The sequence below is a fragment of the Psychrobacter sp. 1Y11 genome, from assembly GCF_052259045.1.
Lineage (GTDB): Bacteria > Pseudomonadota > Gammaproteobacteria > Pseudomonadales > Moraxellaceae > Psychrobacter.
This window is the reverse complement of the sequence record NZ_JBQQER010000003.1, coordinates 1-14845: the sequence shown is the minus strand read 5'-3', so window position 1 is coordinate 14845 and position 14845 is coordinate 1. Positions and strand designations below refer to the sequence as shown.

The 14845-nt window shown below is 45.1% G+C and carries 12 protein-coding genes; 8 read left to right on the top strand and 4 right to left on the bottom strand.

What is annotated here, in order from left to right:
• Positions 1 to 52: 52 nt before the first annotated feature.
• The gene (locus tag ACTXGJ_RS03145) at positions 53 to 439 is read right to left on the bottom strand and encodes a RidA family protein (RefSeq protein WP_443565096.1); all 387 of its coding nucleotides are present in this window, start codon (positions 437 to 439) and stop codon (positions 53 to 55) included.
• Between the two features lie 213 nt (positions 440 to 652).
• Between ACTXGJ_RS03145 and ACTXGJ_RS03140 the strand changes: the two genes are divergently transcribed.
• On the top strand, positions 653 to 1552 hold the full coding sequence (locus tag ACTXGJ_RS03140; RefSeq protein WP_439241388.1) for a LysR family transcriptional regulator: 900 nt from the start codon (positions 653 to 655) through the stop codon (positions 1550 to 1552).
• A gap of 57 nt (positions 1553 to 1609) precedes the next feature.
• A complete protein-coding gene (locus tag ACTXGJ_RS03135; RefSeq protein ID WP_443565095.1) occupies positions 1610 to 2428 on the top strand; it encodes a sulfite exporter TauE/SafE family protein in 819 nt (272 codons plus the stop codon).
• A gap of 82 nt (positions 2429 to 2510) precedes the next feature.
• On the opposite strand, the gene ACTXGJ_RS03130 is transcribed toward ACTXGJ_RS03135, so the two are convergent.
• Together ACTXGJ_RS03130 and copM are read right to left on the bottom strand one after the other, a co-directional pair.
• A complete protein-coding gene (locus ACTXGJ_RS03130) occupies positions 2511 to 4193 on the bottom strand; it encodes an FAD-dependent oxidoreductase (protein WP_443565094.1) in 1683 nt (560 codons plus the stop codon).
• 63 nt (positions 4194 to 4256) lie between these two features.
• Positions 4257 to 5012, bottom strand: coding sequence for a CopM family metallochaperone (gene copM, locus ACTXGJ_RS03125; RefSeq protein WP_443565093.1), 756 nt, complete (start codon positions 5010 to 5012; stop codon positions 4257 to 4259).
• 423 nt (positions 5013 to 5435) lie between these two features.
• Between copM and ACTXGJ_RS03120 the strand changes: the two genes are divergently transcribed.
• The 6 genes from ACTXGJ_RS03120 to ACTXGJ_RS03095 all read left to right on the top strand — a co-directional run bounded on the left by ACTXGJ_RS03120 (position 5436) and on the right by ACTXGJ_RS03095 (position 12774).
• Positions 5436 to 7781: an FdhF/YdeP family oxidoreductase gene (locus ACTXGJ_RS03120; RefSeq protein WP_443565091.1), complete on the top strand. Its 2346-nt coding sequence runs from the start codon at positions 5436 to 5438 to the stop codon at positions 7779 to 7781.
• A 115-nt stretch (positions 7782 to 7896) separates the two neighbouring features.
• Complete coding sequence (locus tag ACTXGJ_RS03115; RefSeq protein WP_443565090.1) at positions 7897 to 8865, top strand: formate dehydrogenase accessory sulfurtransferase FdhD; 969 nt, start codon at positions 7897 to 7899, stop codon at positions 8863 to 8865.
• 114 nt (positions 8866 to 8979) lie between these two features.
• The gene (locus tag ACTXGJ_RS03110; protein ID WP_443565237.1) at positions 8980 to 10281 is read left to right on the top strand and encodes a molybdopterin molybdotransferase MoeA; all 1302 of its coding nucleotides are present in this window, start codon (positions 8980 to 8982) and stop codon (positions 10279 to 10281) included.
• Positions 10282 to 10341: 60 nt separating this feature from the next.
• Entirely contained in the window at positions 10342 to 11031 is a 690-nt protein-coding gene (mobA, locus tag ACTXGJ_RS03105) for a molybdenum cofactor guanylyltransferase (protein ID WP_443565089.1), read from the top strand.
• A gap of 20 nt (positions 11032 to 11051) precedes the next feature.
• Entirely contained in the window at positions 11052 to 11555 is a 504-nt protein-coding gene (locus ACTXGJ_RS03100) for a YgjP-like metallopeptidase domain-containing protein (RefSeq protein ID WP_443565088.1), read from the top strand.
• 10 nt (positions 11556 to 11565) lie between these two features.
• Positions 11566 to 12774: a saccharopine dehydrogenase family protein gene (locus tag ACTXGJ_RS03095; RefSeq protein ID WP_443565087.1), complete on the top strand. Its 1209-nt coding sequence runs from the start codon at positions 11566 to 11568 to the stop codon at positions 12772 to 12774.
• A gap of 136 nt (positions 12775 to 12910) precedes the next feature.
• On the opposite strand, the gene ACTXGJ_RS03090 is transcribed toward ACTXGJ_RS03095, so the two are convergent.
• Positions 12911 to 14539, bottom strand: a complete 1629-nt coding sequence (locus ACTXGJ_RS03090) for a long-chain fatty acid--CoA ligase (RefSeq protein ID WP_443565086.1) — start codon at positions 14537 to 14539, stop codon at positions 12911 to 12913.
• Positions 14540 to 14845: the final 306 nt, after the last annotated feature.

Below are 14845 nucleotides of genomic sequence, written 5' to 3'. Positions count from 1 at the left end.
AAAGTTGATTTAAGTATAATTATAATTATCGCCAATAAGACGTATAAAGAGCTTAAGGAACAGCAGCATAAACTACCAGCTCAACCAGCATCTCTTCGCGAGCCAGTCCCGCTATTACGAGTGCGGCGCGATTAGGGTAAGGCGCTTTGAAGTACTCGGCATAGACTTGGTTAACGGTTTTGAGGTAGTCGCGATCGGTGACATAGATCAGCACTTGTAGTACTGCGTCCATACCAACGCCTGCACTCTGCAAGGTGTGCTTAAGGTTATCGAGCGTTTGCCGCGTTTGCGCTTCGATGCCGCCGCTAACGACTTCCCCTTTATCATCGATCGGGATTTGCGCGGTGTATAAGGTGCCATTATTGGTCACTGCCCACTCAAGAGGCGCTTTTGAGGCGTAAAGAGAAGTTTTTACCGCTTGTTTTGAGTGAGTAGACATAAAGCTCTCTTCCTTAGATAACATAAATAAATATCATAAACAGATATCACAACTTTAAATCGTCGTTTGATAGTTCTGATTAATAGTCCTGTGATTAGCATTAATGCTACTCGGTTTAATATGACAAATCTAACTCATTAAATATTAATAATGATAGATTTAATTTATCATCTAAGCTAAGTTATAGGTCATATCGTTTTGGGCAGAACAATTATGAAAATACAACAGCTGCGTCATTTTTTATTAGTCGTAGAAGAGGGCGGTTTTCGCGCCGCCGCAGAACATGCGCATCGCACGCAAGCCGCGCTATCAGCTTCTATCAAGGAGCTAGAAAAATCGCTTGGTCAGCCCTTATTCGAGAGCGGTAACAAAGCCACCCTTAGCGCCTTTGGTGAGGTTTGTTTGCCGAAAATTGCGCAGTTTATGGCGGTGTATCAGGCGCTTGAGGAAGATTTGCAGTCAGTAGCGGCTGGCGATAAAGGCAAAATAAGAGTCGCAAGCGTACCGTCACTAGTGACCAAATTATTACCTAGCGTGTTAGCTGAGTATTCCAAAAAATATCCCGACATTGAGATTGTATTAATAGATGATAATTCGGTTGGGGTCGCCAATAGATTATTGGCAGGAGAGGTAGATTTAGCTTTGGGGAATTGTAATACTATCAATCAAGCAGATATCGACTTTACGCCTTTGATAGCGGATCCGATCGGCGTGGTCTGTCTGCGAGATAATCCGCTAAATGTTATTTTGAAGCAGTCGAAGTCAGCACAAGGACTGCGTTGGCAGCAACTCGTTGAGCAGCCATTTATCTATAATGGCACTTGTGGCCTGCTGGAAAATACCCCTGCTGAGGTGTTAAATCGGCAAGCGCGTTATACGGTTGAAAATATTACTTCCTTATTTTCCTTATTGCGCCACGACCTCGGTATCACCACTTTACCCAAGCTAGCCTTTCCGTCTAATGAGCCTGATCTGATTTGGCTGCCGCTACTCAGGCCAGCTTTGACCCGGCAAATAGGTATTTTCAAACGGGCAAACAAGACTATCTCACCTGCTGCGCAAACCTTTCATGACTGGTGCGTGGAGTATGTGCAAGGAACATACTTATTATGAGTCAGATAGCTATTTGTAATGAGCTATTAAAGAGAGGTTTGTAGATTAGGATTTGAAATGGTAGTGTTTGCAGCTCTAGCAGCGTCAACCGTATTGTTCGATACATTATTAGCTATCCCCAGTTGGCACTTAGCAGCCTTGTTTATCGCTGGCATGCTCGCTTTTATCATATCTACCATATCAGGTGGCGGCGGTGCTTTGCTGCTGATACCGGTTACCTCTTGGTTATTTGGTGCGTCAACAGCCGCTCCTATTATCAATCTAGGCACTTTTATTAGTCGCCCTTCGCGGCTATATTTATTTTGGCAGGATATTGACTGGTCATTGATAAAATACTATGTGCCAAGCGCTATCATAGGCGCGTGGCTGGCGGCATTTTTGTTTAGTCGTCTTGATGGGAAATGGATCCAATTATTGGTTGGTCTATTTCTAATTTCGACTGTTTTTCAATATCGCTTTGGAAAAGTAGATAAGACCTTTTATATGCCCAAAATGGGGTTTATACCTTTAGGGTTTATCACGGCTTCTATAAGCACTATCGTTGGTGGTCTAGGGCCTATCCTCAATCCGTTCTATATGAACACGGGACTCCAAAAAGAAGACTTAATCGCCACCAAAACGGCCAACTCGTTTTTTGTAGGGTTGGCTCAGATTGGTAGTTATGCTTTTTTTGGTATCTTGACCGCCCAGCTTTGGATTTATGGACTGGTACTAGGACTGGGCGCAATAATTGGTAATATTATCGGTAAGCGCTTTTTAGCGGGCATGAGTGTGGAGCAGTTTCGAGTGATGCTTATTCTACTCATGGTCGTAAGTGGTTTGGTAATGGTCGTACAGAATGTTGGCTTATTGCTTGAGTCGTTGTCACTTTTATAAAAACAGATTCATAATCGATAAAAAACCTTACCGAATATCATACTCAGTAAGGGTTAACGGGTATCTTAACTATTTACAAAATCTAAGACAGTCTATTCGCCGTTTTACTCAATGCCGTCACTAGCGGATCTAAATATTTATAACGGGCTTTATGGGTCAAAGTGGCAGTCTCTAAGCTAACCTGTTTATCTATTTTCAAATGATCGAATAAGGCTTGCGCCGCTTGTTTACCCGAAGTCGCAGCTTGCTCCATCGTTGGGATTTTCCAGCGTCCAGTAACGGAAACTATCTCGCCAGCTAACACTATATTATCCCACTGCGTCGCGGTATCAATCAGCTCGTCATCGGCATTACGTACATAAATCTGAGCCAGATTGACCCAGCGCTTACCCTTGTCCTGCAAGATGCCCATCTCCGCCGTTTCTATATCGCTATAAGCTTGCCAGTCGTCGGTATAGCGCAGATTGATAGCATCAATAGAGCCACCTTTTGCAATGCCTTTACGCTCAGCTTCATCAGTAACACCTAACTGATAGAGGATTTCTTCCTTAGCTTCCTCAGGACTGCATTCCATAAAGCGTTTGCCGAAAAGTGCGCCTTTATTAAATGGGGAGCTGCAAGTGGCCGATAGGTTATAATCAAAGCTATCTGGAAACTCAACATCCTGCCAAAAGCCATCACGGTGCTGAACTTGAAAGACGATATTCCACAGCGCATCAAAGCATAAGTTATAAGATTTACCCAAAAATGGCTTAAAAACTTCTGGCACTTCGCTCAACGGATACTGAGTACCAAACGACCACTCGTCGTTAAATGGCTTTTTGACTTGCGGCATAAGCCCAAGTTTCCACAATACTTCGTGCGGTAGGGCCATTACCGCCGCATCAAAGCGCTGTTGTGACAAGGTATCTATTTTAAGGTCATGGTCATGATCGGCAGTACTAGCTTGAACCTCAATACTCACTTTTCCATTATGATGATGCATATTTAACAGCCGCGCTTGAGTGATAACTTTTACCCCACGTGTTTTTAGCTTATTAACTAAAGCCTCAATCACCTCAGAGGTGGGACGATTAAAGCAATAGGATTTAGATGGCTCGCCCTCTGGCAGCATAGGCGCTTCACTCATCGGCAAAAACATCAATACAAAGCTGTCCATAATATCGACCGCTTTACTATGCATCCGAGCGCCTGTCAAAATCCCAAACCAATTGGTAATAAAGCGCTTAGTATGCTCATCAAAGTCATCGATACCGATTATATCGCCTGCTTTTTCATGAGCCATAGCAGCGCGCTCTTCATCAGAGGCATTGACGTGGTGGACGATACGTTGCACCAGTTGTAGCATGTCTTTTTTATTAAGATTAAAGGTGGTTATCATCGACTCAATAGTAGTCAAATCTATCGCGGCTCGTCTATCAATAGCGACTCTATTGCCGCTATCTTTACTCGTTGTCTGTCCGTCATTAACTGCATTATTACTACTTTGATAAAACTGATAGTTATCGACTGGGGTTAGCATATGCAATAAGTTAGCTCGATCAAAGAGGTTAAATAATGAAAAGTAAGTCGAGCTTAAGGCACGAATAGAGTGCTCCTCAAAGCGCTGTTTATCACTATTGAAGTAGCCGATCATTTTACCGCCGCAGTTCTCTCGCGACTCTAAGATAGTGATATCCAAATTAGGATCTTCGGACAGCTTAAAGGCTGCGGTTAGCCCTGAGATACCACCGCCTGCGATCAGTATTTTATTAGTAGTAGACATAGTTATAACCTTCTTTTTGTCTTTATAAATTTTGTGTCACTGGCTGTGAAATCCTAAGGCCTATCAAGCACTAGGCACTTTACCACCATGTGCTTTGATCCAGTTTTGCATTTGCTTAATTTCTGACTGCTGAGCATTGATAACCTCTTGAGCCAATTGTAGCATCTCCGGATCTTTACCATACTCGAGCTGTACTTTAGCCATATCTACCGCGCCTTGGTGATGTGGCAACATACCGCGCGCAAAGGCCATATCGGGATTAGGGTCGGTAATACCAAGCGTCATCTCACCGTGCATAGCATTCATGCCAGTGGCATAAGCTTGCTGCATAGCCGCAGTGATAGCCATAGGCGCTGCGACATCGGGGTGGCTATTCAACCATTTTTGCATTTGCTCTATCTCGGCTTCTTGCGTATCGATGATCTCTTGCGCCAGTTGCAGCATCTCTGTATCTTTACCGTATTTTAGCTGAATCTTAGCCATATCAACGGCGCCCAGGTGATGACCTAGCATTCCTTGGGCAAAAGCTGAATCAGGGTCATTGTAGGCCATGCCGATCATCATCTCACTGTGCATCTTAGTCATAGAATCATTGTATTCTTGATACATAGGGGTGTTCAGCTCACTGTTAGCCACATCCTCGTCCATAGCTAAGTCTTTGCCACTCATATCGTGGTCATGATGTATATCTGAGGCGGCTGCAGCGTTTTCAGGAGTGGGGGCCGCTTGTTCATTGGCTGGTCCGCAAGCGCTAAGTGCTAAGGCTGCACTAAGACTGACGGTTACTACTGCTAAGCGTGAACGCTTAATAGCTATCATGGTACATCCTTACTTGAATAGAGTAATAAAAATAAAATTAGGGTAATAAAATAGATTTTGTCGAATGTCTTTATAGAGTGTTAAGAATAGAAGGGATAAAAGGATCAGCCATAAAGATAGGCAAGCCCGCTAAGACTTGCCTAATAGGTGTGCTAATAAAACTCAGCATCCTCTTAACAAACAATTTACAGTTACTTTTTATAATGATTTTTTATCGTATGTTTATAAGGGATAAATAACGATTAATGCATAAAAATTGATGCATATTTAAGTGTAGGATTATGAAGGATTAATATGACTCGGTTGGTACTGGTTTAAGGAGTTTTGCTACTTTTTATTATAGGCGTGTTTACTTGCGTAAAACTAGTGCTAAGATAAAGTCACCACTATCCGTTTTTAACTCATTTGTGCGCGAGGGTCGCTATGCGAAAAATTCCTATTTATTCTCATCCTGCTGCTGGCTGGCCGGCGCTAGTAGCCTCTACTCGCAAATTAATGGATTATAAGTCGTTTTTGCGTGGTAGCTTAAGCGTGCTACAAAGCAATCAGCCGAATGGCGGCTTTGATTGTCCAGGCTGCGCTTGGCCCGATCATAAGTCGCATAAGACTTTAGATGTCTGTGAGACGGGGATCAAAGTACTCGCTAGCGAAACCATGTCAGTCAAAGCCGATGCCCAGTTTTTTGCTCGCCACACGGTGAAAGAGCTGCAAGGCTGGAGTGGCTATGAGCTTGAGCATAGTGGCCGTTTATCAGAGCCGATGCGCTACGATGCCAAGCAAGATAAATATCTGCCTATTGCTTGGGATGACGCTTATAAAATCATTGCTGATCAATTAAATAAGCTCGACTCGCCTGATGAAGCGCTGTTTTATACCTCAGGGCGCGTCACCAATGAGCCGGCCTTCTTATATCAGCTATTTGTGCGCTGCTACGGCACGAATAACCTGCCAGATTGCTCCAACATGTGTCATGAGCCCACCTCAGTGATGCTTGGCAAGCAGTTAGGCGTCGGTAAAGCGACAGTGATGCTGGAGGACTTTGAGCAAGCCAAGCTCATTATTATGTTCGGACAAAACCCTGCAACCAATCATCCGCGCATGCTTGAGATGTTAGCGCATGCCCATAAACAAGGCTGCAAGATTATCTCAGTCAATCCAATGCGCGAGCAAGGCTTAAGCGCTTTTAGAAACCCGCAAAAGCCTAGCCATATGGCCGCGGGTCAAAGCGATGACATGGTCGATAACGTGGTGCAAATCCAAATCGGTGGCGACGCTGCCCTATTGACTGGATTAGCCAAATGGCTGATTGACAATAATAAAATTAGCGAGAGCTTTATCGCTGAGCACACCTCAGGCTACGAGCCGCTTAAAGGGTGGATTGACGAGCAGACTTGGGCAGATATTGAGCTTGGCTGCGGTATTGAGCAAGCGGAGATTATTGCGCTAGCCAAGCAAGTAGCCGCCAGTCCTAAGACGATTTGCACTTGGGGCATGGGTATTACTCAGCACGTACAGGGCGACGATAATGTAGCGATGATTACTAACTTGCTATTGATGATGGGCATGATCGGACTCGATGGCGCAGGCGCCTCCCCAGTGCGTGGGCATTCAAACGTACAAGGCGATCGTACTATGGGCGTGCATGAGCGTCCTAAGCAAGAGTTGCTTGATAGCTTGGAGCGCGTGTTTAAACGTAAAATGCCGCAAGAGGACGGTTTTGATGTGGTTGGCGGTGCCAAAGCGCTGATTGAGGGTAAGCTTAAAGCTTTTATTAGCATGGGCGGCAACTACGCAGTCGCAGCGCCTGATATGAGCGCAATTCAGCAGGCTTTGACCACCACTGAGCTCAATGTGTTTGTCGGTACCAAGCTCAATGGTACAATGCTTTATCCGGGCGCGAATAACATTATTTTGCCTTGTATTAGCCGTACCGAAAAGATTGTCACTGATAAGGGCGAGCAGTTTGCCACCACAGAAGACTCGATGTGCCAAATATCACGCTCGCAAGGCAATCTAAAACCTATCAGTAAGGATATCAAGTCAGAGGTGCAGATCATCGCTGATTTAGCAACGCATGTGTTAGAAGATAGCGATATCCCTTGGCAAAAAATGAGCCAAGACTTCGACATCATTCGTGATTATGTGGCGCAGGCTATCGAAGGGTTTGAGGACTTTAATCAGCGTGTTCGCGCGGCCGATCGCGGTTTTCATCTGTATCATCCGGCGCGTCATCGAGTCTGGAATACTGATAGCGGCAAAGCGCAGTTTGAAGTGCCAAAGTATCCGATTACCTTTGTGGCGAAGCAAATGGCGGAGGCCACTGAAGACTTACAAGCCACTAGTGACTATGATAGCGATGACTCAAGCGATGACACAAATAATCACGCAGAGCAGCAAGTCTGGCAGCTCACAAGCGTGCGTAGTCATGATCAATTTAATACCATGATTTTTGGGTTTAAGGACCGCTATCGTCAGACTGAGCGCCGCGATGTGCTGTTTATGCATCCTGATGAGATCAGTCGTTTGGGCTGGCATAAAGGCGATAAAGTCACCATCTCCCGTCAAGATAGCCATGAGCAGATACGTACTTTGGGGCCGCTTATCTTGACCGAGATGGACATCGCTGCTAACGCTGTCGCCACTTATTATCCTGAGTGCAACGATCTATTTGACTTAGATACTCTAGCGCCAGATTCGCATATTCCGGCTTATAAATCCTCAACGGTTATGCTGGAGCGAGTGAGTGAGAGTAATCTGCCCTCAGCGTAGTTTTTTGAAGATGCATATAGTGGAGGTAGGTGGGTTAGCCAAATATAACCCACCGTTTTTATCTGTAAACTAAAAGTGAGTTTACTGGCTGATGATAGCTAAAGATGGCGTTGATATGACTTTAGAGAACCTAGAAACAGGAACCGTCGCAGCCGCTGAGACATCTGTGAATCCAGCACCATTATCTCGCAGTCACCTTACCCAAAAGCATCAGTATTCTGCTGTCAATAGCTCTCACAAACATCCTGATCCTCTAATAAAGCCTATCGCTATCGACAAACTGCCTGCGAGTCTTGCGGTAGAGGCTGCGGTAGCTATCGTTATTAATGGCATACATTACGCGGTACTGATGGCAAGCCCTCATCAGCTTGAGTATCTAGCGATTGGGTTTTTATTCAGTGAAGGGCTTATTGAGCACAGTTATGAGCTGCTTGATTGGGAGGTGACTCAGCTAACTGATGAGACAAAAATAACTGCTTTTAGGCAAGATGCCTTTGAGACAGATGAGGGTAATCCCAGTTTTGAGCATCTATTAGACTATGATACTTATCTAGTTGAGCTTGTGCTCAGTCAGCGCTGTCATCAGCGTATTCAAGCGCAAAAGCGCCAGCTAGCAGGGCGGACGGGCTGCGGGATGTGCGGTATCACAGGCTTGAGTCAAGCCTTGCCTAATCTGAGTCATTATACTCATAATAAAAAAACTCAGCTAAGCGTGAAGCCAAGTTTAGAGTATCTGCTAAACCTAAAAGCAAAAGTCGATGCCATGCAGCATACCCATCAGCTAACAGGCGCGGTGCATGCGGCAGCGACTTTATATAATGAGCAGCTTTATCTATTTGAAGATGTCGGTCGCCATAATGCTTTGGACAAACTGATCGGTTGGCAGCTACGCCAAACCGCTGAGATTGATTGTGTGGTGATGACTTCGCGCTTATCGATTGAACTGGTACAAAAAGCCATTCGTATACAGCTGCCTTGGCTGGTTGGTATGTCTGCGCCTACCAGTACTGCGGTGCGAGTGGCTGAGCGTTATGGGTTGGGGCTGGCGGGGTTTTTGCGCGCTAATAGAGTGACTTATTATTGAGGCTATAGTTGATACTAAATAAGCTCGTTCAGCTACGTTTTAGACTTTTAGAATCAAATCGTTTTACAACCAAGGTAAAACAGCGATAAACAGTTATAAGTGAGTACCCATTTTATGATTACCCTAGAAGACTTACAACGAGCTATCACTCAGCGTATCGAGGATTATAAGCAAACAGACTTCCCTTTAGCTCAGCGCGCGACCCAAACTATCGAATTACTGGAGAGCCAAAACCATATCTTGGCTCAGGATATTGCCTCGCCCTTTAACGTGCCTAGACAAAACGTCTCTGCAATGGATGGCTATAGTATTGCTGCTGGTAGCACTCTTGATCAGGACACTCGTATCGAGATCGTTGGGGAATCGCAGGCGGGTAGTCCTTTTACAGGAAGACTGACCGCTGGTCAAGGCATTCGTATCTTTACAGGAGCGGTGGTGCCAGACGATGGCGATACCGTCATCATGCAAGAGAATACTAACTTTGCTCAGATACGAGCGTCCATTGATAAGTCGCAGCCTTATGCCATAACGCTAACGCAAAGTGCCAAGACTGATGATAATATCCGCAAACAAGGTGAGGAGATTGAGGCAGGCGAGGTAGTACTGCAAAAAGGCAAACGACTTAATCCTGCTGATATTAGCTTGCTGGCCAATTTAGGCGTCGCAAAAGTCGAGGTTTATCAGCCTCTAAACGTCGGCGTATTAGCCACTGGCGATGAGCTAGTGACTATCGGTCAGCCGCTACAGAGTCTAGCGCAAATCTACAACTCTAACACCCCAACCCTCAAAACTCTATTGTCAGGATTGCCGATTAGCATTCGCGACTACGGCATTATCCCTGATAATTTAGAGCAGACAGTCGCTGGTGTCACCCAAGCTATGAGGGAGTGCGATGTGCTGATCTCCACCGCTGGCGTGTCGGTCGGTGATTATGACTTTTTGACTACCGTGATTGAGCAGCTTGGCAAAATCAATCACTATAAGGTGGCGATGAAGCCGGGTAAGCCTTTTGTCTTTGGTGAGTTATTAGGCGATAAGGACAATCGTCTTGCCAAGCCAGTAGTATTCTTTGGTCTACCGGGTAATCCACTGTCTACTTTGGTAGGGACTTTACAATTGGTGATTCCCGCTTTATGGCGTTTATCTGGCGTCAATACCAATGATATGCCAATGGTTAGAGGTGTAGAGGCAACGCTTGAAAACGATGTCAGAAAATCAGTCGGTCGCAAAGAGTTTCAGCGTGGTTTTTTATCGCAGAATGAGGATGGCAAGTTTACGGTCAATAGCTTTGCCAAGCAGCAATCGCACCGTATTAAGCAGCTTAGTAAAGCCAACTGTTTAGTGGTATTAGCGCAAGAGAGCAGCGACTTATCCGCTGGGGATAAGGTGCTAGTACAGCCTTTCCCGTGGTCTTAGATAAAGTTAGTAGCGTTTTTGAGTTTAGGGTTAGTTCGATACAGCGAGGCTTTAGCAGCTATGATATTGGCAGGGATTGTGATTTTGGCAGGTGGTAACTCTAAGCGCATGGGCATAGCTAAGGCACTGCTTAGACTGCCGATAGGCGAGACACTACTTGATTATCATGTCAGGCAGGCTATAGCATTAAGCGTACCGATCATGATCGCTGATAATGAGCGTGGCTTTAAGGTTGATAAATCACTAGCCGATAAAGCCAATACTACTATCTTTCATATTGCGGATTATCATGCACCTGATAAAAAGGACATCCAAAATAGAGATAATACGGGCGGCGCCTTAGTCGCGATTGAGTCAGCATTACAAGCTTTGACTTTACTAAATAAGTCGAAGGTTTCTACAGCGATATCGTCTGAGTATCTACTAGTTATCAGCTGCGATAGCTTAATAAAGGCTTCTGAGCTTTGGCAGCAGTTGAGCATTTCTACTAACCAAAATGACGATGAAAAATCAGTGATTTGTCTCAGCGATAACAATCACCTGTACCCTTTATTAGCCTTGTATAAAGTAGCTATCGAACCTGAACTGCGCGCTTATATCGATAGTGGCCAACGCCGAGTAATGCGCTTTATAGAACCGATTTGCCAAAAAGTCGCTTTTGCTCCGCAGTGGCAACATTTAACGAATTTCAATACACCTGCTGACTTTAAAAAGGCTTATGTGGCTTTATCTAAGGCAACTTCACTTTAAAAGATATGCAAGATAGAAAAATGACCAAACTTAAATACCTCGCTCATTATCCTGAGTCCATTCAAGCCCAAGCCGCTCATCTTATTAGCACCGGCAGGCTTGGCGATTATCTGCATAATAAATATGCAAACACGCACCAAATCCAAAGTGACAAAGCGCTATATCAGTATATTAATGAGATTAAAAACGACTATATGCGTAAAAGTAATCCTTTATCGCAGGTCAGCTACAACTCAAAGCTACAAGTACTGAACCAAGCGCTTGGCATTCATACTTATCAGTCGCGGGTGCAGGGCAGTAAGCTTAAATCGCACAACAGCATCACCGTAGCGAGCGTGTTTAAGGAAGCGCCGCTCGAGTTTTTACGGATGATAGTAGTGCATGAGCTGGCACATTTTAAAGAAAAAGATCATAGCAAAGCGTTTTATCAGCTCTGCAATCACATGCAGCCTGACTACCATCAAGCCGAGCTAGATACGCGGCTATGGCTGCATTGGCGCGAGCTTAAGGAAACAGATCGTTAGGAAGAGCGTTATGAAAGTATTAGCTATTGGTGGTAGTGGTAGTATGGGCCGCGCTTGTGTGCGCGCCGCTTTAACTTTTGATTTTGTCAGTGAGATAGTGGTGGCTGGCATCGATAAGGAGCTCGCCGCGCGTTTTGTCGAGTCATTAAATGACTCACGTGCGCGCGCCAGCTATCTAGATGTCAATGACACTCAGCATCTACGAGAAGAGATACGCAAAGTCGATGTCGTGCTTAATACAGCAGGGCCATTTTTTCGTTTTGGTGTGCCTATTTTGAGTGCCGCGATTGAGGAGGCAAAGCATTACTGTGATATCTGTGATGATTGGCAGCCGACCGCCCAAATGCTCGAACTATCTGAGCGCGCCAAAGCAAACAACGTCACCGCCATTATTGGTTTGGGCGCCAGTCCCGGTATCGCCAATTTGCTCTGTGTTAAAGCGGCGACAGCATTAGATGACGTAGAAACTATCGTCTCAGCTTGGAAGCTATCTGGAGCGGTCAACGCTGATGATGGTTTTAATGACAACCGATCTCACGCTCATGAAACTGATAAAGCCCCTGTTGATGCTGCTGCTGTGCATCTTATCCACTGTTTGGCGGAAGATATTCAAGTATTGCACGATGGTAAGATGGTTACGAGCAGAGCTTTGCAACATACGCAGCTTGATTTAGCGAGTTTGGCTAAAGTAGATGTTTGGTCGTTAGGGCATCCTGAAGCCATCACCTTAGTGAGGCGTTTTCCAGAGCTAAAAAACTGCTACAACGGTATGCTCGGTATCGGCAGTCAGGTAGAGAGCTTACGTCAAATCGCTGATGCGGTAGCTGCCAAGCAGCTGAGTATCGAGGTAGCAGCCCAGCTATTGATGACAAAAGAGGATAGTAGTGGCAAGAATAATGCAGAGGGGCAAGCTAAACAAAAACAGAGTAAAGATACAGATATTCCAGACATGTTTGCTTACGCCGCAGGTTACAAAGAGGAGCAGTTTGCTACTAGCGCTGCTTTTTTAAAACGTTATCCCTCAGGCGGCATGGCGACCATCACCGGCATTCCTCTAGCGCTGTTTCTGCCACTATTGCAGCAAGGCCATCTAACAGAGCAAGGGGTATTTGCACCAGAAGAGGTGATTGACCCTGAGGTGTTTTTTGAGTTATTTGATGCATTTTGCGGTGCGAAGGGTTGTGGTTTGACTGTGCTCACTTCGGACAATACTTGCTAAGATACTACGGCTTTAACCACTGTTTTTATACTTTTGTTAGTTAGAGTTAAGTTGAAATTAGGATAGAGTAATGATCTTATTACTAATAAAAGAGCCTGCGTTATAGCAGGCTTTTTTGTCAGAGCTAGAAGTTAACTTATGAGTTTAGCAGTACATTGCCATGCTCATCACGCAAGTTATTTTTCATCATCTTGCCTGCGCCATTTAAGACAATATTATCAACAAACACCACCTTGTCAGGGATTTGCCAGCTGGCGACTTTATCTTGATAAAACTCTAAAATTTGTGCCTCATTTACGCTCGAGCCGTCCTCTTTTACCACAATCAATACCGGACGCTCACCCCACTGTTTATGATTGGCCGCGATAGCCGCTGCCATTTTTACCTCAGGATGACCGGCTGCTATGTTCTCAAGCTCAACCGAGGATATCCACTCGCCGCCCGATTTGATCAAGTCCTTAGAGCGATCGCGAATATTCATATAGCCATCCGCGTCGATGGTAGCGATATCGCCCGTATCAAACCAGCCATCGTCAGTGATAGCGTCTGGTCTGTGAGTAAAATAATCATCGATGACCCAGTGTCCGCGAATCTGCAAGCGTCCTTGTGACTCACCATCCTCTGCTACCGGCTGGTCTGGGTTTTCAGTATCCATTAGCCGCAGCTCAACCCCGTAAGGCGGACGGCCTTGTGATTTACGTAGCTCGTTGATCTCCTCACGGCTTAATGACTTATGCTTCGCTTTGATCTGATTCATCGTACCCAGCGGACTGGTTTCGGTCATACCCCAGCCGTGTATCGCATCGCAGTTAAAGTCCTCGCGAAAGGTCTTGATCACTGATGGCGGACAAGCGGCGCCGCCAACGATAGTACGCGTCATGCTCTCAAGTTTGCTACCGCGCTTTTTGGCGGCGTTCAATAAGCCCTGCCAAATGGTCGGTACGCCTAGCGCAATGGTTACTTTATAATCATCAATCACTGACACCAGGCTATCGCCATCGAGATTGGGTCCTGGCAGTATCAACGAGCAGCCCACTATCGCTGCGGCGTATGGCGTGCCCCATGCATTGACGTGGAACATCGGTACCACGGGCAGTAGTACATCTTGCGCTGATAAGGAGGAGACATCGGGCATGCATAGCGCGATAGCGTGTAGCACTGAGGAGCGATGCGAATACAGAATACCTTTGGGATTACCGGTGGTGCCTGAGGTGTAGCATAACGAGCTTGCGGTGGTTTCATCGAGCTCTGGCCAGTCAAATTTAGGCTCCTCGTCAGCGATTAATTCATCGAAGAATAGCGCGTCAGGGAAGTGCTCTAACACTGCCTCGTTACGCTCACCTAATAAGATAAAGTGTTTGATGCCTTTGATATGATCTTTGATAGCAGCGATAAGTGGCAAAAAGGTGATATCAAAGAACAGTACTTGATCTTCGGCATCATTGATAATATAGCTGAGCTGCTCAGGAAATAGCCGTGGATTAATGGTGTGGCAAATTAAACCGCTACCAGAGATGGCATACCAAGCTTCTAAGTGGCGACGATTATTCCAAGCGAGAGTCGCTATACGATCTGAGGTTTTGAGTCCTAGCGTCTGTAAAGCATTCGCCAAACGTTTTGAGTTATCACTTATCGCTGACCAGTCGCTTTGGGTCATGGTGCCATCGACTTCTTTGGAGTAGACAGCCGTATCGCCATGATATCTATCGGCATGTTCGATTAAGCTGCTAATCAGCAGCGGTTGATACATCATTTTTCCTAACATTTGCATATCCTTATAGTCCGTTAGTAGTACATGTCCGTCAGTACAGTTTCTATGACGCTTTATCAGTATACGTCACTCTCGGACATCTAAAAGGACTTTATGATAAAAAGTCAATATTTTGCGACAGCCGTTAGTGCATGAGTTATTTTTTATCATTAAAGTTTTAAGTCATTTTTTTCATGATTTTTATAAAAATGGCTGTCTTTAAAAGTTAAATCTAGTTTTTGTATATAGTCTAATCCAAATAAAACCGATACAATCCTATTAACAATTGCATTTAATGAAATAAACGATGACTTATTCAAT

What these genes read in the sequence shown, in the direction of transcription:
- ACTXGJ_RS03145 (WP_443565096.1), bottom strand. Translation starts at nt 439, where the DNA reads ATGTCTACTCACTCAAAACAAGCGGTAAAAACTTCTCTTTACGCCTCA.
- ACTXGJ_RS03140 (WP_439241388.1), top strand. Translation starts at nt 653, where the DNA reads ATGAAAATACAACAGCTGCGTCATTTTTTATTAGTCGTAGAAGAGGGC.
- ACTXGJ_RS03135 (WP_443565095.1), top strand. Translation starts at nt 1,610, where the DNA reads ATGGTAGTGTTTGCAGCTCTAGCAGCGTCAACCGTATTGTTCGATACA.
- ACTXGJ_RS03130 (WP_443565094.1), bottom strand. Translation starts at nt 4,193, where the DNA reads ATGTCTACTACTAATAAAATACTGATCGCAGGCGGTGGTATCTCAGGG.
- copM (WP_443565093.1), bottom strand. Translation starts at nt 5,012, where the DNA reads ATGATAGCTATTAAGCGTTCACGCTTAGCAGTAGTAACCGTCAGTCTT.
- ACTXGJ_RS03120 (WP_443565091.1), top strand. Translation starts at nt 5,436, where the DNA reads ATGCGAAAAATTCCTATTTATTCTCATCCTGCTGCTGGCTGGCCGGCG.
- ACTXGJ_RS03115 (WP_443565090.1), top strand. Translation starts at nt 7,897, where the DNA reads ATGACTTTAGAGAACCTAGAAACAGGAACCGTCGCAGCCGCTGAGACA.
- ACTXGJ_RS03110 (WP_443565237.1), top strand. Translation starts at nt 8,980, where the DNA reads ATGATTACCCTAGAAGACTTACAACGAGCTATCACTCAGCGTATCGAG.
- mobA (WP_443565089.1), top strand. Translation starts at nt 10,342, where the DNA reads ATGATATTGGCAGGGATTGTGATTTTGGCAGGTGGTAACTCTAAGCGC.
- ACTXGJ_RS03100 (WP_443565088.1), top strand. Translation starts at nt 11,052, where the DNA reads ATGACCAAACTTAAATACCTCGCTCATTATCCTGAGTCCATTCAAGCC.
- ACTXGJ_RS03095 (WP_443565087.1), top strand. Translation starts at nt 11,566, where the DNA reads ATGAAAGTATTAGCTATTGGTGGTAGTGGTAGTATGGGCCGCGCTTGT.
- ACTXGJ_RS03090 (WP_443565086.1), bottom strand. Translation starts at nt 14,539, where the DNA reads ATGTTAGGAAAAATGATGTATCAACCGCTGCTGATTAGCAGCTTAATC.